The following is a 20443-nucleotide window of genomic DNA, read 5'->3' as shown; positions in this document are numbered from 1 at the left end:
TCGAGTATGCGCTTTCATAAAACAAATTATGGTAATAATATAAGATAGAGCCTGGCTCAGGTCGATGGCGTATTCTATGAAAAGTATGTGCGTACATACGGAGCGCTCAGGGAGAGAATGAACCTAACCGAAGTCGGCATACCCGCGGACGGCAGATGCTTTTACAATGAATACAACAACAAGCCACAGCGCAGGAGGAATCAGCTATGAATGAAAGTATCAGGCAGGAGCTATTATCCAAAAACGAAAAACTGATCAACATGGTGATCGAGCGGGCCAAACGGGATTTTCCGGAGGAGATTGCAGTAATCGGGCTTGCGGGCTCTTGCAATACCGGGGATTATCATGAGAAAAGCGACCTGGATCTGATCATCATCAATAATAACAACCAAGGCTGGGGCATCTCGTCCTGCTTCATTCTGGGGGATGTCGGTTATGATATCTACTGCACTCCTTGGGAGACCCGGATCGAAGAACAGGCCGCGCTTGAAAGTCCGATGATCTCCTCTCTAATAGATTTGCAGGTGCTCTACTATGCCAAGCCCGAGGATCTGGAGAAGCTTAAGGTCTATCAGCAACGGGCGCTGGATGCTCTGGCGAAGCCCCTGGGACGCGATTGTATGGAACGGGCGAAGAAGTGGATCGATCTGGCCAAGCAGGAATATGCGAATATTTGTCTTACAGAGGATAAGGGAGCCGTAAGGCTGGCTTCAGCGGAGTTGGTCTACAATCTGGTGAACGCTTTGACGCATATGAATAATACTTATTTGAAAAGAGGGCTGAAAAGATACCTGGAGGACACCGCAGCCTACCGCTACCTCCCCGAAAACTATGAAACGATCTATATGAATGTGATCTGTGCGAAGACGACAGACGAGATCCGTAGTACCTCCGGCATTTTGCTCAAAAGTATCCTTGATCTGTACAGCATCCTGTATCAGAAATATGTAGAACAGCCTGTTCCTACCTATGATAATCTGGCGGGCACCTATGAGGAATTATGGTGTAACTACCGCAACAAGATCATCGCCAGCGCTGAAAGTAAGGATGCTTCTTACGCCTTTTACGCCGCCATGGGAGCGCAGGGTCTGCTGGATGAAATGACCGAATCGCGGGGAACGCGGAAGTTCGGACTCATGCAATATTTTGATGCCGCTAATCTGGATATGTTCAAGGACCGGTTCCTCCTGGCAATGGATGACTATCTGGAGGAATATCAGCGGGCCGGCCGGCAGCCCCGGAAGTACGATACTTTTGAAGAGCTGTACCGGCAATATATGAACAAGTAACAGATAAGCAAGATCATGCCCCCTCCCTTCGTTCAGGTTGGGGGCTTGCCTAATTATACATTGAAACGTGCTACCAGACCTTGCAGACCTTGCGCCAGTATGCTGAGGGCACTGGCAGAAGAGGCGATCTGTTCCACTGAAGCCATCTGCTCCTGCGATGCGGCGGATACTTGCTGTGTACTTGCCGCTGTAGTCTCCGAGATATGCGTAACGGTACGGATAGAGTCTACAATCTCCTCCGTTGCTGCCGTGATTTCTTCTACCGCACCGGATACCTCCTGAACCTGTCCCGCCAGTGAATCAATCGAGAGTCGGATGGCATTGAAAGACTGCCCGGCCTCTTCTATGATCCGGGTTCCCCCCAGTACTTCGTTCATGCTGTTCTTCATCACCTTCACTGCATGATCTGCATCAGCCTGGATTCCGGTTGCCATTTCAGCAATCTGATTGGCGGAATCTGCGGACTGCTCAGCCAATTTGCGCACTTGATCGGCTACGACAGCAAATCCCCTGCCATGCTCTCCGGCGCGGGCCGCTTCTATGGTCGCATTCAGAGCCAGCATATTCGTCTCCGAGGCGATCCCCTTGATCACCCCGACAATGCTGCTTATGTCCTGTGAACGCTTCATGAAGCCCATAACCTTCTCCGATAAGGACTGAATGGATTCGTTGATGGAATCCATCTGCCGGACGGCAGATTGCAGGGATAGATCCCCGGCAACGGCATAATCTGCAGAACGCAGGGAAGCTTCCGAGATATCCTGTACACTGGCAGCAATCAGCTGGATACCGTCCGACATTTCAATAATGGTGTTCATGTTAGTCTGCAGGTCATTCATCTGCATGCCCGCACCACTTGCGACCTCACCCATAATTCCGGAGATCTTCTCGGTCGTTTCGGCGGTCAATCCGCTATCCGAGGTCAGCTTCACTGAAGAAGCCGCCAGACCGTTCGCGGATAGCTTCACCTGGGTGATCATCGTTGCCAGATTATCGGTCATTGTATTGAAATTCCGGGCCAGCTCACCGATCTCATCCTTCGTCTGCACACTAAGCTTGCGGGTCAGATCGGCATCGCCGCGCACAATCTCCTGAAGCTGCCTGTTCACATCCTTTACCGGCTTCAGAATCCGTGCGGACAATACGAATGCGATCAACAGAGCCAGTACCACGGATAATCCTGTCACCCCCATGCTGGTAATCATAGCCGAGCTGCGGTGGGTAGCTGCCTGATTCTGTTCTTTCATAATTTCATCATGCAGCATCGTCTCGAATACCAGCTGTGAATCGATGATCGTCGTAAGGGAGAGGCTTGTGAACGATTTCTGCGCTTGCGGGAAATTCCCTTCTTTGGCCAAGGCAAAAGCCTGCTTCAGCACCGTCAGATAATTGTCCCACTCCCCCTCCAGATTCTGAATTCCCGCAAGCTCCGCTTCATTCAGGCCGGCGCCCTTAAGCTCTTCGACTGCGGCTGTAATCTCCGGGATCTTGGCTTCATAGGCGGTCAGATTGGCTGTTCTCTCCTCCGTGGTATTACTCATCACATACCTTGCGGCCAGACCGTCCGCCGTGCGGATCTCATCGGTTAATTTCTGTACCATCGACAGCTTGCTGTAATTGCGGTTGATCTGCTCTGTAAGCATGGTCACTTTACCCTGAAATATAGTGCTGCCGAATATAGCGAGAATGAACACGATAATAACAGCGGCGAAACCAAACATGATTTTGGCCCGGATTCCTCTAAGTCTGTTGAACATGATAACTACCTCCACTCGATATGTAAGCTTTACAGTGTAACCTCTACGTAGCGTACATCATCATTCTTAAATGAAACTGAAATACGCTGCCAAGCACAAAAAAACCGCCATCCCTGCCAAGGCAGAAATAGAGGTTCTCTGAATTACGTCTTGTAATACAGTTCAATCGTACAAGTTCCCGTTCGCAAGCATTGCCAGCCGCTCCTCATCCCGCACAATCAGCCGGCCGTTCCTGCGTTCAATAATCCCGTCTTCAATGAGGCGGCGCACCACCCGGTTCAGATGCCGGTAGCTGGTGCCCAGCAGATCGGCGGTCTCAGTCAGCGTGGAGGTGCGAATCTCTTCTACGCGCTGGGCGCCCGTGTTGTCCGCGAACAGCGACATCAGGTAGCTGGCGAACCGGTTCTCCACCGGATAGAGCACATTCATGGCAGAGGTCTGGCCGAGCGTGTACATTTTGTGGCTCAGCTCTCCTACCAGGAAGCGCAGCAGCGCTGTATTATCTTCAATCTCCCGGAGCAGCAGCTTTCTTCCGGCGACAAGCAGCAGACTGTCCCCCACAGAGACAACCTCATTCTTGACGGGATACTGGCGCAGCAGCTCCACATCCCCGATCACCGACATCGGCCGGGCGAACCGGACCAGCATCGACTTGCCGTTGGGCAGCAGCGTATGAATCTTCAGCTTCCCCTGCATCAGGAAAAACATATGCTCCAGCCGGTCGCCCACCGAGCAGACCGCCTCCCCGCCGCCGTAACGCCGAAGCTCCATCTGGGCAATGGCGCTGCTGCTGAACATGGCTGTGAGCCCATTCTGCTCGGTAAGGCTTCGAACCGCCTCCGGATTTATAATCGATTGCATGAGCTTCTTCTCTCCTTGTGTCAACTTAGCTGAAATTACTGTAACACAAGCCTGAGCACAGAAGCTATTTCTGCGTTACCTCTCCGGCAAAATAGTCCTCAAGCGCTCTACGCTCCCGGTGATTCGCCAGATTGAACGAAGGCCAGCTCAGCTTAGGCTGATTGCTTTCAGACAGTCTGCTGCGCAGCGCCTCGTCCAGAATGCCCTTCTCCTGCTTGCTGAATTCGATCAGCTCGGGAACTACATCTGCGGAGAGACCGGCCAGATAACCGGCATCCAGCGTCCCGCTTACTTCGTAACGGTGGATATTCTGCTTCGCAATGATATGATCCATCCCTATATAGTTCATCAGCACGTAAGAGAGCAGACCGAGCACGATGTAGCATTTGAGAAGCGGGAACGGTTCCCGGCTAATCCGCACGGCCGCCAGCACCAGCAGCAAACCGAGGAAGATCATGAAGGCATGCACCAGGAACCGGATGTAGGTGTAACCGTACGCCTCTTCATACAGAGTCAGCCGCGAGTATGCAGAATACAGCATGACCATGGAGCATAACACCAGAATATACAGCAGGAGCTGAATTACCCGCTTCAGGATACCACCCGCTTTGCGCACGGCCAGCAAGGACAGCAGCAAGATCGCGAAGTTAATGGATGTGACCAGAATCAGCTCCAGAAAACCGCTCCGCGCATAGTCTGCATACGTACTATTCTCCGGCAGAATACCATCCCAGGCTCCGAACAGATACGAGAACTGGACACTCACAAACAGCATGTACACCGCATTGATTGCAGTCAGCACGGTAGTGATTATGACCGGGTCATCAAGACCGATACTATCCTCCCCTGCTTCAGCCGCTTCCAGCTTCTGTCCCATCGCATCAAACTCACTGATCAGAGGAGTGCGGATATAGGATTTACTCTGTACGAACCCCCAGACGAAGCCGAACATGCCCAGCCCGAGCAGCAGAACCCACAGGCCCCGGAAGATCCAGTCCCCCAGTGAAATATTGTCAAAAATCCCCGGGAGTGCTTCCAGCAGCTGACTGAACACTCCGTCCGCCGTAGAGAGCAGCGAGATCACAATCAGCAGCAGCGGTACGGAAATCAGCAGACCGATCAGCACCCGCATCAATACCTGCTTGCGTTCATTCGGTATCCCGCCTTTGCCCCGGCGCAGCAGCCTCATTGCCGTGGCCCAGTTGCGCAGACTTTGCGGGAACAGATGCTCAAGCGCCGCGCCGATCAGCGCGAGTCCGCTCCAGGCGGGCTTACGGTAACTAAGCATATACGTCATATGTAATAGAATGAGCACCGGAATAGCAACGAAATTAAGGGCAAAGAAAAACCAGTTGCCGAACAGCATATAGGTCAGGGACAGCAGAAAAATGGAAGCCATCCAAACATAGCTGAACCCGTTCTGCTTGCGCAGCCGCTCCTTGGCGAAATAGAGCATAAAAGCATAAAATAAGACCACAAAAATCGGGTAAGAGATCCCCGGCATTTTGCCGTAGAACAGGTACTGATGCACAATCGCAAGCAGAAATGCGGCCAATAAGGCTACACGCCCAAGCCCCGGTTTGGATACCGTTTGTTCGTCCATGGTAAATTCCCCCATCTTCTTACTATCATATCCTGATTTTAGCTGATAAAATAAGAAGAAAAAGAGAAATATAATATTATTAATTTCCTATTTTATAGATTAGACAGGAGGAGAATTCTCCACATGAAGCTGCACAGTCAGTTCCTGAAGCTGCATTCGCAGCATGGAGGTCCGGCCGAGATCTCCGTCACCCTGGACGAGCTGGCCTTGACCCTTGGCTGCACCCACCGCAATGCACTGCATGTGATCCGCAAAATGGCCGATCTCGGCTGGATCACCTGGACCCCCAGCCGGGGGAGGGGGCGGCGCTCCAAGCTGGTGTTCCTCGCAGCGGCCGAGGACATTGCCCTGGAATCCATGAAGCAGGCGATAAGCAGCAAGGATATCAGCAGTGCGCTGGAGGGCATACGCGGACATGCCCGCACCTCATCGCTGCAGGACACACTGCAAGGCTGGCTGCTGGCTTACTTCGGGCATCATGCCGAGGTGCACAGCGACAAGCGGATCGATACGCTGCGGCTGCCGGTCACCCAGCAGCTCCAGACCTTCGATCCGCTCTATATGAATTTGCTGGCGGAGTCATTCGTCTCCAGCCATGTTTTTGACGGGCTGGTCGGCCGCAGCGGTGAACGCGGCAAGGTGATCCCCGGCCTGGCCCATGCCTGGGAGACAGACGGGAGCCGGACCGCCTGGACTTTTCATCTGCGCAAGGAGGTCTTGTTCCATCACGGTAAGGTATTGACCGCCGAGGATGTCGTCTACTCGTTCGAACGGATGATGTCTACCTCGCAGCGCATGCTGTACAGCTATATTGTCAAGGAGATTCAGGAGGTCCAGGCCTTGAATGCCTCTACCGTCCGCATACTGCTGAAGAAGCCGAATGAGCTCTTCCTTCCCTTCCTCTGCACCAGCCGGGCGGCGATTGTGCCCCGCGATCTGGAGTCTATTGGAGAGAATCTGTTTGGACGCAGGCCGGCGGGCACCGGACCGTTCAAGGTCGTAGAGATGAATGAGGATACCTGTGTGCTGGAGGTGTTCCCTTATTACTTCCAGGGGCGGGCCCATCTGGACCGTGTGGAGATCATCTATGTCCCGTGGAGCCTTGACCGGGAGCCCTCAGAGACCGGCTCTGCCTTCCATGTCATCCCGAATCCGTCAGCGTCGGGCGCAGACTCTCTAAGCAGAATCCACTCTGAGTCCTATGTCCGCAAATTCGTAACGTGCAACACGAAGAAAAAGGGACCGCTAAGCGATCCCCTTCTCCGTGCCGAACTGCTGTCCTGTCTGCATGAAGCTCCGAGAGTGCCCTTCCGGCATTTCGCAGCGCCTCCGGCTGAAGTCTTGCAGATTGCCACGATCCCGCAATACGCCGGGGATGCCGAATACATCGCCGCAAGACTAACGCAGCATGGATATGCCTGCAAGGTGTTATCCGTGTCGCCGGAGGAATTCAAAGGTCCGATCCGCCTGAAGTCTGACCTGATCGTCTTCTCGCTGCTCCGCGACCAGGACGAGCAGCTCCGGCTGTACGACCTGTATCTGACCCTCTCGCAGCATATCGAACCACGCACCCGTGCGGGCATTGAGGGCAGACTGCGCCAGATCTCGCGGGAGCCTGACGCCGCCGTTCGGGCGGAAGGCTTCCGGGTGATCGAGGATACTCTAACCCGTGACCACCAGCTGCATATTCTCTACGAACGGCCTGCCGAGACCGCCTATCTGCCCTCCGTGCGCGGGGTGACCTTCAACAGCCAGGGCTGGGTCGATCTGCGCCATCTGTGGTTTCCGCCGGAGCTGTAGATACGAAGTCGGAGGCCGGGAGGCTGCACCGCCAGACTATTTTAGGACCCGCAGCCTCCTTTATTCTGTACCGGGTAAGTACGTAGCCAGACCTCTGCCCACCAGATTAGGCGAGACTGGCTTCCGGCCGAGTTCCCTTGACCAGATGGAGAGCTGGCCGATGTGATGAATCTCATGCGCGGCAACATGGCGCATCACTTCGCCCCATCTATGCTGGATAACCTGCCCATCCGGCTTATCCTCCCTTAGAATCCTCCGTTCCAATCCCTCATTCCAAGCCACTACGAAGGACTCCACCTCAGGCCTGAAGCGTGCGTCCACCTCTCTGATTTTCTGCAAAGTATTGTACTCCGTGAAGTCTAATCGGATATCCGGCTTCCCTTCCATATCCCGGACCCAGCTTAATTCCACATCCACTATATGCACCAGCGTCTGCAGGATTCCGCCCACTCCGCCAATGCGTGTCTTCACCAGCTCTTCTTCCGGCAGCTCCCCGCACCATTGATACCATTCCTCGCGGACCTGCCAGTTATAACGAAATAAGGTTTGCATGGTTGTCCTCCTTAGATTTGAACTCAAAGCTTGACCGTCGCTGCGGTGAACATTTGGACTGCTGGCCGCTGTTGCTGATTAAACCGCTGCTATATAAAATGCACTTAAGATCTGAACTCCAACCTTGGTCGTCGCTGCGGTGAACATTTGGCCCTCCGGCCGCTGTTGTGTTTGAATTTCTTCATTTTTAACCGCTATTAGCGGTGGAAATCCAAACACAAAGGCGGACGCTATCGCTCCTCCAGTTCCAAATTTCCCCTCCGCTTCTTTTTGCTTTTCGTTAATTTCATTAGTGCTTCTTATATACCTTACCCTTTCTTGCGCCGGATGCTATAGAATCTCATCGCTGTGGGAACGCCCTTGATCTCCAGTACCCCGCTGTAGATCAACTCCCTCACCCTATGCTCGAAATAAGTATCACCGACATACTGCTCACAGTATCCGAGCGCCTCTCCGACCAGCCGGGCTGATTTCAGGAATCCGTCTTCTCCTGGCGGGGGTGTCAGTGAATCCAGCTTTTCCAGCAGATAGCCATCATAATAATCGGCAGGCACCTCCAGGAGGGCGTCCTCTTGCCAGATTCGCAGAGCCCCGCACTGCTCTGCGATCTGCTGCCATTCCCGGGCCAGCCGCATGATATCCGCAGCAGTCAGCCTGCTGGCGTCACCGATCCGCAGAAGCGCTTCCCGGAGCTTGTCTGACGGAATCTCACCGGAATGGCAGAAGTTAATGAAAGCATCCGGCCAGTTGAACAGCTCCTCACAGATGGCCCCGGCATTAAGCACTACAATCTCATTCTGTCTGTTCGCCAGCAAATGGACCGTAAGACGCAGCCCTGCCTGCTCGGATGCATTGCTCCCGGTCCAGATCACAACCTTGGCCTGTTCGGGAATCTGCTCCAGATTGTCCAGCAGCTCCGTATACTCTTCTTCACAATCATATGAGACATTATAATTTTCCGTTATATTTTGGCGGAACCATTCGCTGCGCAGTTTCCTCCCTACTGGCGTATCCAACTGATCCAGCGGACCTATAGCATAATTCTCCCGCAGGATAATCAGCTTATGGGTATCCGTCCAGCCAAATTCTTTAAGCACCTGCTTCACACTGCCTCCGAAGGAGTCGCCGCAGAGAATATGAACATGGGTACTGTCAGGTGCAGGGTCCCAGAAGGCACGCTGTGCCGGAAGACTCATCAGTGATGAGTACTGGTCAATCAATCTAGCAACCGGCTCCGCCATGCGCTCCTCCAGCAGTTCGCTCTGCTCCTTCAACTCGCCAATTCCCGCCAGAAGCTGCGTCAAGTACGACTTTACTTCCTCATCCCGCAAGGTACTTACTGCCTTTTTAATCGCCAGCATGTCCTTCAACGAATTCACCTCTGATTCAAAATCGAAATTGAAATTAATTTCCGGAACGGTCGAGCAGGCGCCCTTTTACAAGTAAATAAGCTGGAGTACTCGGTGTTTCGGTTTTAACGGTAACCTCAATCGTTCCATCCTTACGCACAGCCGGTCTTTCCCGTTCCTGCGGCGGCAATTGAATTAGTTCATCATAAAGTATATACGCGGCAACATCCGCCGCCCCTTCAGGTACATCCTTACCTGTTATATTCTTTGCCTTCACCGTGAAGCTGCCTTTTGCAGGGTCAAAGGTGTAAGAAACTGGCCGGAACGCATCGTTGCTAATGATCTTCCCCGGTGGGGAAGTGAAGGGTCCGTTCTCATTGTCCTCTAAAGAAAGCTTGATGATATCCGTCTGCATCAGGGTTTCACCCGTCAGAGTGTATAGTTGATTCGCCTGATCCCATTTGCTCACAATACCCAGACGTCCGGCCAGCACACTGACCGGGATGAACATTGAATTCTGCTCCATCACCGGAACCGTGTCCATCGATCCGGCAACCCCGTTAACCGAAACAGATTTGGAACCAATGGTGAACTTAACCGTTACACTATCCTTTTCGATGGCAGCCGTTCTAGCCTTGGCATCATAGCTGACCTTCGCCCCCATCAGCTCGCTAATGGAGCGAAGCGGGATCATCGTTCGGTAGTTGGAATCCACATATGGCGCCTTTGGTGCTGTATAGAGCACATAATAATCGTTGATTTTCAGAAGCGCAGGGTATTTCTTAGCCGCCGCCTCTACCTTCCCCGGATTCACACCCGTCAACATGGCGAAGCTCAATCCCGCAGCCAGTAAGGCTGTCCACACTTTTTTACCTGTCTTCATCCCAAAATCCTCTCTTTCCCTCTATTTCATATATTTTTATCATCTTTCTTATTACTCCAAATCCCCTCATCAGTTGCGCGTCTCTAGTAAAATTTAACAACCCTCACAGGGAAGCAGTGTCTTTTCGTGACATGCTCTTTCTCAGCTTGAACATGTAGAAGGCGTTTGAATACTTTCTTGATATATTTATAATTAAAATGAAGTTATTGCAAAGGAGATTAGTGTTATGAGCTATGCCAAAGTACAAGGGGATGAAGGAGAATTATACTGAAATTGTCCAAAATTTATACACCGCCCAATGATCTTTCCAGCGAGGAGATAAAGGACCGTCTAAAAAGAAATGACGCCGCTGATCTTCTGACGCTCCCTCTTTCTATCGGTGAGTACCATCCCAACTGGAAGTTTGCCCAAGATATTTGTGCCCAGCTTGCGGATCATGAGTCTGCTGCTATTCGAGCCAATGCTATTTTGGGATTCGCATATATTTCCAGGACGAAAGGACTGTTAGAGAAACACATCGTTAAACCCCTCGTTCTAAGCGAGCTTCGTGAGAATAAAGAATATGAATGGAGAATTCTCGATTCGATTGAGGATATTAATTTTTTCATGAAGTGGAAAATCGGAAATAGAATTATATAGGAATGCGGGGACGAACACATTGGGTGTTAATAAAAAGGGAAGAAGAAAATTCGTTTATGGTGAAAAGAGTTATTTCTGGTATGTCAAAGAAGACGATGAAGAGTACGGACGAATAAAACTATTTATTGTTTCGGATGATAAAAAATTCAACTTTTCCTATGAAGTTGTGGGATGACAACGTTATAACGCCGGGCCATGTGAAAACCATAATTGAATGGAGCCTTATGGATAAAGAAACTCTCATTTTCGTGGATTGGGAGGGAAATATACTAACGGGAGGCATTAAATGAAGACAAACAGCAGCGATTAAAACATCCATGCGCCACCCCACGGTAAGCGTACTTGGTCCACCCCTTTGGGAGGAGTGGCGGAAGGGATGTTTGGAACTGTAGGAGCGGTAGTGTCCGCCTTTGTCTCCGGATTTCAACCGCTGGAAGCGGCTTGAATCAAGAAATCTGGAGACAACAGCGGCCGAAAGTCCAAACAATCTCTGGAGCCACGACTACTCCCAAAACAAGCCGGAAGTAAGTACACTTCACGCAGCATCATTCACTTATTTTGAACTTAATGTTGAACACTCATCTCTGATTTAGAATTCATTCTATATAAAATGAGCGTAGCGATTATAGCAATCGCAACCCCTGCAGCACCAATCCATGTAATCGATGCAAGCGAGATCTTTTCAATCGCTACCCCGCCTATACCAGCACCCGCTGCCATAGCAAGCTGCATCATCGACTGATTAAGACCAAGCATAACACCCGATGCTTCGGGTTCAATTGTCGTTAAATGATATTGCTGCGTTGGACCAGAGGACCATGCGGAGAACGACCACAACAATAGCACGACCATTACACCAATGAATGTATTCGTCACCAAAGACAATAGGATCAGCATTACAATATGGAGTATCAATCCGCTGAATAAGGTTCGGTTAACCCCCCACCGGTCCGTGCTGAAGCCACCGATCTTGGAGCCTATCATGCTGGCTATTCCAAATATAAGCAAAGCTCCGCTAAGATATTTATCACTTATGCCCGATACTCCAAGCAGATACGGTGAAAGATACGTATAGGTAACCGAATATCCGCCAAGCCAAAAGAAGGTAATCGCTAATCCCAATGCTACCTTAGGCTTTTGCAGTAAACTTAATTGTTGGCGTAATGGAATAGGTTCATCTCCCTTAACACGCGGGATGGCGAAAGAAAGGATGACCATTGCGATAATACCTAGAAGGGCAATTCCCCCGAACACAGATTTCCAGCCAAGCGTATCCGCTGCAATGCGCCCAAGAGGTACGCCAATAATTAAGGATGCTGTAAAGCCCATTACGACTGTTGCAATCGCGCTTGCTTGTTTCCCCTAAGGCGCAATTTTCGCTGCAATGTTTAAGGCGGTAACAACTACTACACCTGCACCCATGGCCATAATGATGCGGGCTACCACAAACAATCCATACCCGGGCAAAAGAACGGCGAGAACATTAGATACCACAAACAAACCTAGACCCAGCATAATTAATTTCCGCCTGTCCATACTTGCGGTTACAGCCATAAGAATAGGAGTAAATATAGCGTAGACCAGCGAAAAAATCGTAATTAATTGCCCGGCGGCAGCAACTGAAACACCAAGAGAAATGGATACCTTATCTAGAATGCCAGACAGAATATACTCGGACGTCCCTACCAAAAAACTAACAATGGCTAAAATATAAACCTTCCAGCTTAGTGACATAAAATGATACAGCTCCTTTGATTATTTTGAATATACAATTCACGAATTATCGATACGATAACAAAAAAGACATATCGCGAATTGTCGATATATAATGTCAAGATAACGCCGAATTCCCGGTAAAGAACTCAGTGTTATCTCTCTTACATATCTGTCATCGTATACTGCGCTAACTGACGTATGGCTTCCTCGTCTCTCTGATAATACGTAAATTTGCCAATACGTTTTGTGGTGATTAGCCCTGCCCGCTGCAACATCGTAAGATATTGAGAAGCCGTGGACTGAGTCATGTTCAGCTTGTCGGTTATTTGACTTACACAAACCCCGATCTCTTCCATATCTACTCCTTCATGGGGTTTGAAATGAACGTATGGCTCTTTGAGCCATTGTAAGATCTGTAACCTGGATTCATTCGACAAAGCCTTAAATACATCAATTGGATTCATAGTCATTATCATATCGATGATTTGCGATATGTCAATACGGAAGCTTTAAGTTAATGAATGAAGCTGTGTTTGTAGCGAACATTCAGCGATAGAGCTCTTGCCTTTCCCCCCTGCCCTACCCCCACAGTAATTGAACTTGAGCTTCCCCCTTTTGGGAGGAGTGGCGGAGGGGATGTTTGGAACTGTAGGAGCGGCAGCGTCCGCCTTTGTCTCCGGATTTCAACCGCTGGAAGCGGCTTGAATCAAGAAATCTGGAGACAACAGCGGCCGAAAGTCCAAACAATCCCCGGAGCCACGACTACTCCCAAAGTGTAGAATTGCTCCTGTTCACATTACTTCACCGACCCGATCATCCCCGCCACAAAATGCTTCTGCATCACGAAGAATACCAGCGCAGTAGGGATCGTGCCGATTACAATCGCAATCATAATCATCCCGTAGTCCGGGGCGTAGCCTGAGCCGAGGGTGGAGATGAGCAGCGGCATGGTTTTGGTCTGCGGCGTCTGCAATACGATCAGCGGCCAGAGATAGTTGTTCCAGCTCGACATGAACGTAATGATCGCTCCGGCGGCGTAAGTCGTCTTCATCGTCGGCAGATAGATGCGCAGGAAGATGCCCAGCTCGCTAAGCCCATCCATCCGCCCGGCCTCCAGCAGCTCCTTCGGGAACATCTTCGTACTCTGGCGGAAAAAGAAAATCAGGAACGCGGTAGTCACGGTAGGCAGAATGACCGAGACCATCGTATCGATGCCCATCCATGGGAAGACGTTCGAGATCTGGCCGAACATCCGGTACAGCGGGATCATCAGCGCGGCGAACGGAATCATCATCGACAGCAGCAGAATGTTGAATACAATATCCTTCGAGCGGCTGCGGAAGACCTCGAAGCCGTAACCGGCCAGCGAGGCAATCAGCAGCGCCAGCAGCGTGGTGGTTACCGAGATTTTCGCTGAATTCATCAGGGATAACTGCAGGTCCGTAGTGTCCAGCAGCTTGCGCAGATTCTCCAGCAGATGGGTGCCTGGCAGCAGACGCCCGCGGGTGACATCCACCGACTGGTTCGTCGAGCTGACGACCATCCACAGGAATGGAAAGATTGAGACAATGGCCGCGATGCTGAGGAACAGATACATGAAGAAACGTTTACTTTTAGCCATTTTTATCACCTGCCACTTTGAACTGGATGACCGACAGCAGCGCGATCATAATGACAATCGAATACGATACGGTGGCTGCATAGCCGAAGTCTGCTGCATATTTGAACGACAAATTATAGATATACTGGGAGATCGTCTGGGTCGCGTTGCCCGGGCCGCCCTTCGTAATATTCATGACCTCGTCGAACAATTGCAGGGTCCCGATGGTTGAGGTAATCGAGGTGAACAGGATGATCGGCTTCAGCAGCGGGACCGTAATTCCGAAGAATTGGCGGGAAGCTGAAGCTCCGTCAATCCGGGCGGCCTCGTAGATGGAGTGATCGATATTTTGCAGGGCGGACAGGTAAAAAATCATATTGTAGCCCGTCCAGCGCCAAGTGATCGCTATGATAATGGTGATTTTGGCCCAGAACGGATCGGTGATCCATTCAATCGGGGCACTAACCAGATGAAGCTTCAGCAGCATCGTATTCACCAGGCCATTGCCGGAGAACAAATACTTGAATACCACAGAATACGCAACCAGTGAAGTGACACAGGGCAGGAAGATCGCCGTGCGGAAGAATCCTTTGAATCTCAGCTTACTGTCATTCAGCAGCACCGAGATAAACAGCGCGAGGATGATCATCAGCGGCACTTGAACCAGCAGATAGATGAAGGTGTTCTTAACCGATACAATGAATGTTTTGTCAGACAGAAGCCGTGAATAGTTATCGAAGCCGGTGAAGGTAAGATTGCTGCCCGTTCCCGTCTGGAACGACAGAATGAGTGCTTGAAGCATCGGATAGAAATAGAAGACGAAGATCAGAATGACCGCCAGCAGGACGAAGGACCATCCGGTCAACACACTTTTGGTGCGGAATCTAAGTTTGGAATTGGTTTGATGCACAGCTGCCCAGTCCTTTCCTTATCATTTAAAATAAACCCCGGGCACAGCCCGCCCCCTGAACTCCCGGAAGCTGCAGGCCACGCCCAAGGTCACTGTATGAGAACTAACTATTTAATCTGTGACTCGGCTTGGGCCTGGGCATCGCTCAGCACGCTGTCAATATCCTTGCCGTTCAGATAATTCTGCATCTCTACAATCAGGATGTCTTCAATCGCATACGTGTTGATTCCATAATTGACGCTTGGGATCTGCTCCGTCCAGGCGGCGAAATCCGCTACAACCTTCTGGCCGCTGAAGAATTCATTAGCCTGGCTGTAAGCCTCTCCGCCCGCAGCCGCTTTGAAGGTACCAATGACACCGATGTCCGTGAGCAGCTTCTGGTACATTTCCACATTCGAGCCGAAGGTCTTCGCCATGAAGTCTGCTGCCGTCTCCTTACCATCCACATTCATGACATACCAGGAGCTTCCGCCCAGGTTCGAGGCATGAACGGATTTGTTCACAGTCAGCTTCGGAAGCGGTGCGATGCCCCACTTGCCGGATTGTGACGCTTCCGCCGTAATCGAAGGGGTGATCCAGTTGCCTGTCGGCACCGAGGCTACATCACCGCTGTTCAGGGCGGCTACGAACTGGCTCCAGTCTGCATGCACCTTGGCTACGTTCGATTCGGTCAGCTCCTTATAGGTTTCAAAAGCTTCCTTAAGCGGTGCATTTCCCGCGATATTCGGCGTCTTGCCGTCTTCCTTCAGGTACCACTCGCCTGCGGATTGAATCATCACCCGGATCAGTCCGAGGTCGTTCGGGTCCAGCGTAATCAGCGCTTTGCCGGTTTTCTCTTTCACCGCTTTGCCGATTTCAATATATTTCTTCCAGTCGATATCCTGCAGATCGGCCAGCTTGTAGCCTGCCTGCTCCAGATAGTCCGTTCTGACATAGAGGCCGGTTACGCCGGAGTCAAAAGGAATCCCGTACTGCTTGCCGTCCAGGCTGGTAGGACCGCTTTTGTAATCCGCGAAGTCAGCGCCCTTGATTGAGCTGCTCAGATCGTAGAAGGAATCCTTGTACGATTGCAGGAAGCTCTGGGAACGGTAGTCTTCAATCAGCACGATATTCGGCAGACCCTTGGTAGTCCCGGAATTCAGCCCCGTGTTCAGCTTCTGGATAATATCCGCCTGTGCATATTCCACAATGTTAATTTTCACATCCGGGTTGGTCTTGGCATATTCTGCTTTGGCCACTTCCAGCGCGGCGATATTGAATGCAGGGTCCCAAGCCCAAATCGTAATTTCCTTCGCCTGTGCAGGCTCTGTAGCTGCTGTATTCTCTGTCTTTCCCGTGTCCCCAGCAGTATTGCCGGAATTCTTGGACCCGGAATTAGAGCTGCAGGCCGTAAGCAGTAGCAGGCAAATCAGGACTAACGCAAAGCCTTTTTTCATTGGTAAGCCTCCCCTTTGATGCGCTTTACTATATCTTGCTTGAATGTAAGCGCTTATTTATTACATAAGTAATCTTATCACCCGCTCCGGGCGACCCGTTAGAACTTACTTTATGGGGATTGGTCATTTTATCGCCTGATTGTAAGCGTTACCTTGTTTGGTATTTGTTCTTTTTTTGGAAAATGGTAATAATCTCACTTCTTCATCAGCGGCAGGCGGATTCGGATGGCAGTCCCCTCCCCCGGCGCACTCTTTATGGTGACTCCATATTCTTCGCCGTACATCAGCACCAGCCGGTCATGCACATTGCGGATACCGATTCCGGTGAACAGCTGGCGCTTTCCCTCAAGGCCGGACATAGGCAGATCAGCCGCTCCGGTATCCATTCCGTCCCCGTTATCCACCACCTCGCAGAGCAGAGCTCCGGCATCCTGAGAGATTAGGATATGAATATATCCGCCGCTTTTGCGCGTAAACGCATGGAAGAAGGCATTCTCAATGAACGGCTGAATAATCAGCTTCGGCAGATGACAGTCCATACAATCCGGGGAGACGAAGAAATTCACCCTGATCTGTTCGCCGTACCGCACATGGTTGATGAACACATAAGACTTCAGATTCTCCAGCTCCTGCGTCACCGTAATGCTCTCACTGACATTGCTTAGCGCATTCTGCAGCATCGAGATCAGGGCATGAATTGTATGCACCGCCTTCTCCTGACTGCCCTGCTGCACCAGAAATTTCACCGAGGCCAGCGTATTATACAGAAAATGCGGGTTAATCTGATGCTGCAACGCCGCAAGCTCGGCATTCCGCTGCTCCTGCTGCGTCTCCACCAGCTTCTCGACATATTCATTCAGCTCGTCCAGCATATAGTTATAGGCATGCCCCAGCTCCTGAAATTCAAAGCTGCCCGTAACCGTAATGTAATTGTGGAAGTTACGCTCGGTAATCTTGGACATCTGCCGGGTAAGCAGCGTGAGCGAGCGGGTCAGCCTTCTGAAGATCAGGAACACCACGATCAGGGCCACAGCCACGATAACTGAGCAGAACAGCACGACCATTTTACCGTTGACCATCTGGCCGAGGGCCGTCTGCTTATCGATCAGGTTCACAATATAGAAGTCATAAGACGGCAGGTAATCCGCAATCAGAATCGAATCGGTGCCCTGGAAATCGGTGTTCTGGTAAGCAAGCTGCTGCTCGTCAATCTCCTTCGCCCCCTGCAACAGATCCCCCGCCTGCTGGCCCATCAGATCACTGCGGTTGCTGGACACAATCACCCCCTGCTTATTCAGGATCACCACATCGTTCCCGGTACTGACAAAGCTCCCGTAGAAGGAGCGGAAATCCTTTTCATGAATGGTGAAAAAAAGCGTCCCGTAGATATCGCCCGTTGTCCGGTCCATCAGCGCTTTGCTGCCTACAATCACCGCTTCCTTCTGCGCCGAATCCGGCATCGTCTCCTCATAGAACTGGTACATCAGCCGTTTCGGCTCGGCCAGCGTATTCCGTGTCAGCTCGTGCTCCTGCAGCTCCCGGTCACTCATCAGCAGATTATTCGTATTGGTGGAGTAGCTGCGGCCGTTTTTGCCCATGATTTTGACCCCGACCTGATAGGCATCGAGTGTGGACTGAATCTTCTTCATCTGTGTGGTCATGTTGTAATAGGTCCGCAGCATCCGCACGGAATCCGAGTCCTCCTCAGACAGGAAGGAACGGATCGTGCCGCTTAGCTGGGTATTGTTGGTGGCCGTAACGATCGAGTAATGAAAAGCTTCAAAGCTCGCCTTAATCTGGCTGATCACCTTGGAATTCGTAATGCTGAACGTATTCATGAACAGCTTCTCCGACATACGGACGGTCGTCCAGGAGGAAGCGATGGCTACGGCGATGATGCTGATCAGCATCACGATGAAGATTTTGATGAATAGGCTGTGAAATTTGAACCGCTCCCAGTATCTGCGCATACGCTCTACTCCTGCCCGTAATGCTGACGCCGGTAGCCGCTCGGGGACAAGCCGTAATATTTCTTGAACACTTTGCAAAAATAGCTGTGATCCCCGTATCCGACCATACTGCTAATCTCCGCTATGGGTGCCTCCCCGGCCCGCAGCAGCTCTGCCGCCTTGCCCGTGCGGACTGTGTTGAGATGCTCCTTGAAGCCCTCGTGATTGTAGGTCGTGAACAGGCTCGACAGATACGAAGGGTTGAAATGAAAATGACGGGCCAGCTCCGTAAGGGTTAACGGCTCAGCATAATGCTCCTCTATGTACTGAAGCAGCTTCGTCATATTGGCATTGCCGCCCGGTGCAGGCGCTGCCGATGCAGTCAGTTCCATGATCCGGGTCAGGTATTCATCCAGGATCTGCATGGCCTGCTCGGCAGTGCCCGCTTCATCGATGGCCCGGAAAAGGCCGTATTTCCCCTCCTCCAGCTCCTGCAGATGACTGAACTGATTCGTAATATTGAAGATGATATTCCCCAGGAACGACTTGAACTGATACACATCCCCGTCATTCTGGCGGCTAAGCGCTTCCACATGCTGGTGCAGTTCACCGAACGCTTCTTCCAGTTGCTGACGCTTCAACTGCTCGGTGAATTGCGTCAGATTGAACTTGGGCAACAGTGTCTCCTGCTCAGGCGGAACTCCTTGCACCAGCAGGACCTGATCCGGCCGGAAAAACCGGCACTGCTGTAGTCTCGCATTGCTCTCATGCTGGACGGCCGCCAGCTCGCTGAGCGAACTGAACCTCCGGCTGAGTGTCAGCCGCAGCTCCACTTCCTGCCCGGCCATCGTATAGGCCAAGCGGTGTACAGCCTCCAGCAGCTGCGGCCAATGGACTTCCTGCAGATTGATCAGCATGAACATAGTGCCCGGCGGCTCTGCGCCTGGAATAACGCACTGCACCCGTCCCGGAACACTCCGGCTTAGTTCACCGGTAACAGCGGTAACCACGGTAGCGGATGCGGCCTCATGTGCATTGGCGGCGTTACTGCTGACCGCGTGAACAGCGGTATGGTTCACGGCGTTATCGCTGCTGACCGCGTTTATGGCGGTATGGTTCATGGCTTTGCCGCCCTGTGCTTGCTGCACCGGTTCCCAGCCCAGCAGCGCGAAGCTGTTGTGCGGAAGCTGCTGCTTCACATGCGCTTCGCTCTCTGGCGGCAGCCGGTAACCGGAGAGCATCCGGCCGAGCAGGGTATCCAGCGGCTGCGCTTCTGCCTTCTGTTGTCCCCCGGCGGCACTCAGTCCCGGGATGCGTTCCCGGGTCTTTTTTAACACCTGCAATAAGGCCCCGGCTTCCAGCTTCGGCTTCAAAATATAATCCGCCACCCCATGCTGGAACGTCGAGCGCACATAATGAAATTCGCTGAAGCTGCTTAACACAATCACCTCGGTAGCCGGATAATCGCGCTTCACCAGCCGGGTTAGCTCCTCGCCATCCATCACCGGCATCACAATATCCGTAATGATGATATGCGGCTGCAGGGTCTGCAGCGAATTCAGCGCCTCCCGCCCGTTAGCCGCTTCACCCACAATCTGAAATCCTTCCTGTTCCCAGTCCAGCACATACTTAATCCCTTGCCGGACCAGGATTTCATCGTCCACAATCAGCACCTTGCATATTGGATTCATGATTCTCCCCCGCCTTCTGTAGTCATAACCTCTGGCCCTAGCCACTATGAACGGATTATAAAGCGCTCTCAATGGGATGGTCAAACTAAAAATAAGAGCAGGGAGACATTCCCTGCTCTTGGTTGTGCAATTTTAGTAAAAAGTATGTTGTCCAGTGTATACGAAGGAGCATCCCAATCTCCGTTATTCTTAGATCCCCCGCCAGGTAATTGCATTATGTACAGTAGAATCGGAAAAAAAAGCGCTCCAAAACGCATTCTAATGTATTTGCTGCAATAGAATTTCTTAAAAGGGTCCATTTCAGGCAAATATCCGAAAATCTAATGTATGAAGTACAATCGGTGGCGAAAAAGCTAGGGTTTTCCACCTTTTTGATTGTACATAATACAATCATCGAAGATGATGGCC

General features: G+C 51.4%; 15 protein-coding genes and 1 pseudogene. 3 read left to right on the top strand and 13 right to left on the bottom strand.

Annotated elements, in window-relative coordinates; translation table 11 throughout:
• Positions 1-206: 206 nt before the first annotated feature.
• The gene (locus MKX51_RS11800; protein WP_340992488.1) at positions 207-1289 is read left to right on the top strand and encodes a nucleotidyltransferase domain-containing protein; all 1083 of its coding nucleotides are present in this window, start codon (positions 207-209) and stop codon (positions 1287-1289) included.
• 53 nt (positions 1290-1342) lie between these two features.
• Here the strand turns inward: MKX51_RS11800 and MKX51_RS11795 are convergent, their stop codons facing one another.
• From MKX51_RS11795 to MKX51_RS11785, 3 genes are all read right to left on the bottom strand, one after another.
• Positions 1343-3046, bottom strand: coding sequence for a methyl-accepting chemotaxis protein (locus MKX51_RS11795; protein ID WP_340992487.1), 1704 nt, complete (start codon positions 3044-3046; stop codon positions 1343-1345).
• A 162-nt stretch (positions 3047-3208) separates the two neighbouring features.
• A complete protein-coding gene (locus MKX51_RS11790) occupies positions 3209-3907 on the bottom strand; it encodes a Crp/Fnr family transcriptional regulator (RefSeq protein ID WP_209879837.1) in 699 nt (232 codons plus the stop codon).
• 64 nt (positions 3908-3971) lie between these two features.
• Complete coding sequence (locus MKX51_RS11785; protein ID WP_340992486.1) at positions 3972-5510, bottom strand: DUF4153 domain-containing protein; 1539 nt, start codon at positions 5508-5510, stop codon at positions 3972-3974.
• A gap of 123 nt (positions 5511-5633) precedes the next feature.
• Between MKX51_RS11785 and MKX51_RS11780 the strand changes: the two genes are divergently transcribed.
• Positions 5634-7310, top strand: coding sequence for an ABC transporter substrate-binding protein (locus tag MKX51_RS11780; protein ID WP_340992485.1), 1677 nt, complete (start codon positions 5634-5636; stop codon positions 7308-7310).
• Between the two features lie 60 nt (positions 7311-7370).
• Here MKX51_RS11780 and MKX51_RS11775 read toward each other — a convergent pair whose 3' ends face one another.
• The 3 genes from MKX51_RS11775 to MKX51_RS11765 all read right to left on the bottom strand — a co-directional run bounded on the left by MKX51_RS11775 (position 7371) and on the right by MKX51_RS11765 (position 10094).
• Positions 7371-7862, bottom strand: coding sequence for a DinB family protein (locus MKX51_RS11775; RefSeq protein ID WP_340941513.1), 492 nt, complete (start codon positions 7860-7862; stop codon positions 7371-7373).
• A 308-nt stretch (positions 7863-8170) separates the two neighbouring features.
• Positions 8171-9223: a DUF1835 domain-containing protein gene (locus MKX51_RS11770; RefSeq protein WP_340995592.1), complete on the bottom strand. Its 1053-nt coding sequence runs from the start codon at positions 9221-9223 to the stop codon at positions 8171-8173.
• A 43-nt stretch (positions 9224-9266) separates the two neighbouring features.
• Positions 9267-10094 carry a copper amine oxidase N-terminal domain-containing protein gene (locus tag MKX51_RS11765; protein ID WP_340754224.1) on the bottom strand — a complete coding sequence of 276 codons (828 nt, stop codon included), beginning with the start codon at positions 10092-10094 and terminating at the stop codon, positions 9267-9269.
• A gap of 273 nt (positions 10095-10367) precedes the next feature.
• On the opposite strand from MKX51_RS11765, the gene MKX51_RS11760 reads away from it, so the two are divergent.
• Positions 10368-10733, top strand: coding sequence for a hypothetical protein (locus tag MKX51_RS11760; RefSeq protein WP_340992484.1), 366 nt, complete (start codon positions 10368-10370; stop codon positions 10731-10733).
• Positions 10734-11297: 564 nt separating this feature from the next.
• Here the strand turns inward: MKX51_RS11760 and MKX51_RS11755 are convergent.
• From MKX51_RS11755 to MKX51_RS11725, 7 genes and pseudogenes are all read right to left on the bottom strand, one after another.
• Positions 11298-12467: pseudogene (locus MKX51_RS11755) on the bottom strand (MFS transporter).
• 143 nt (positions 12468-12610) lie between these two features.
• The gene (locus MKX51_RS11750; protein ID WP_340754230.1) at positions 12611-12913 is read right to left on the bottom strand and encodes an ArsR/SmtB family transcription factor; all 303 of its coding nucleotides are present in this window, start codon (positions 12911-12913) and stop codon (positions 12611-12613) included.
• A 332-nt stretch (positions 12914-13245) separates the two neighbouring features.
• On the bottom strand, positions 13246-14070 hold the full coding sequence (locus MKX51_RS11745; protein WP_340992483.1) for a carbohydrate ABC transporter permease: 825 nt from the start codon (positions 14068-14070) through the stop codon (positions 13246-13248).
• Positions 14063-14959, bottom strand: a complete 897-nt coding sequence (locus tag MKX51_RS11740) for a carbohydrate ABC transporter permease (RefSeq protein WP_340992482.1) — start codon at positions 14957-14959, stop codon at positions 14063-14065. The genes MKX51_RS11745 and MKX51_RS11740 overlap by 8 nt, the downstream gene beginning before the upstream one ends.
• A 107-nt stretch (positions 14960-15066) precedes the next feature.
• Positions 15067-16395, bottom strand: a complete 1329-nt coding sequence (locus tag MKX51_RS11735) for an ABC transporter substrate-binding protein (RefSeq protein WP_340992481.1) — start codon at positions 16393-16395, stop codon at positions 15067-15069.
• A gap of 194 nt (positions 16396-16589) precedes the next feature.
• A complete protein-coding gene (locus MKX51_RS11730) occupies positions 16590-18365 on the bottom strand; it encodes a sensor histidine kinase (RefSeq protein WP_340992480.1) in 1776 nt (591 codons plus the stop codon).
• Positions 18366-18370: 5 nt separating this feature from the next.
• On the bottom strand, positions 18371-20035 hold the full coding sequence (locus MKX51_RS11725) for a response regulator transcription factor (RefSeq protein ID WP_340992479.1): 1665 nt from the start codon (positions 20033-20035) through the stop codon (positions 18371-18373).
• Between the last annotated feature and the right edge of the window lie 408 nt (positions 20036-20443).

This window comes from Paenibacillus sp. FSL M7-0420 (assembly GCF_038002345.1).
GTDB lineage: Bacteria > Bacillota > Bacilli > Paenibacillales > Paenibacillaceae > Paenibacillus_AQ.
Note: the sequence above shows the minus strand (reverse complement) of the source record. Positions and strands in the feature narration are given on the sequence as shown.

Coding starts and splice junctions, on each gene's coding strand:
- MKX51_RS11800 (WP_340992488.1), top strand. CDS start 207: ATGAATGAAAGTATCAGGCAGGAGCTATTATCCAAAAACGAAAAACTG.
- MKX51_RS11795 (WP_340992487.1), bottom strand. CDS start 3,046: ATGTTCAACAGACTTAGAGGAATCCGGGCCAAAATCATGTTTGGTTTC.
- MKX51_RS11790 (WP_209879837.1), bottom strand. CDS start 3,907: ATGCAATCGATTATAAATCCGGAGGCGGTTCGAAGCCTTACCGAGCAG.
- MKX51_RS11785 (WP_340992486.1), bottom strand. CDS start 5,510: ATGGACGAACAAACGGTATCCAAACCGGGGCTTGGGCGTGTAGCCTTA.
- MKX51_RS11780 (WP_340992485.1), top strand. CDS start 5,634: ATGAAGCTGCACAGTCAGTTCCTGAAGCTGCATTCGCAGCATGGAGGT.
- MKX51_RS11775 (WP_340941513.1), bottom strand. CDS start 7,862: ATGCAAACCTTATTTCGTTATAACTGGCAGGTCCGCGAGGAATGGTAT.
- MKX51_RS11770 (WP_340995592.1), bottom strand. CDS start 9,223: ATGCTGGCGATTAAAAAGGCAGTAAGTACCTTGCGGGATGAGGAAGTA.
- MKX51_RS11765 (WP_340754224.1), bottom strand. CDS start 10,094: ATGAAGACAGGTAAAAAAGTGTGGACAGCCTTACTGGCTGCGGGATTG.
- MKX51_RS11750 (WP_340754230.1), bottom strand. CDS start 12,913: ATGAATCCAATTGATGTATTTAAGGCTTTGTCGAATGAATCCAGGTTA.
- MKX51_RS11745 (WP_340992483.1), bottom strand. CDS start 14,070: ATGGCTAAAAGTAAACGTTTCTTCATGTATCTGTTCCTCAGCATCGCG.
- MKX51_RS11735 (WP_340992481.1), bottom strand. CDS start 16,395: ATGAAAAAAGGCTTTGCGTTAGTCCTGATTTGCCTGCTACTGCTTACG.
- MKX51_RS11730 (WP_340992480.1), bottom strand. CDS start 18,365: ATGCGCAGATACTGGGAGCGGTTCAAATTTCACAGCCTATTCATCAAA.
- MKX51_RS11725 (WP_340992479.1), bottom strand. CDS start 20,035: ATGAATCCAATATGCAAGGTGCTGATTGTGGACGATGAAATCCTGGTC.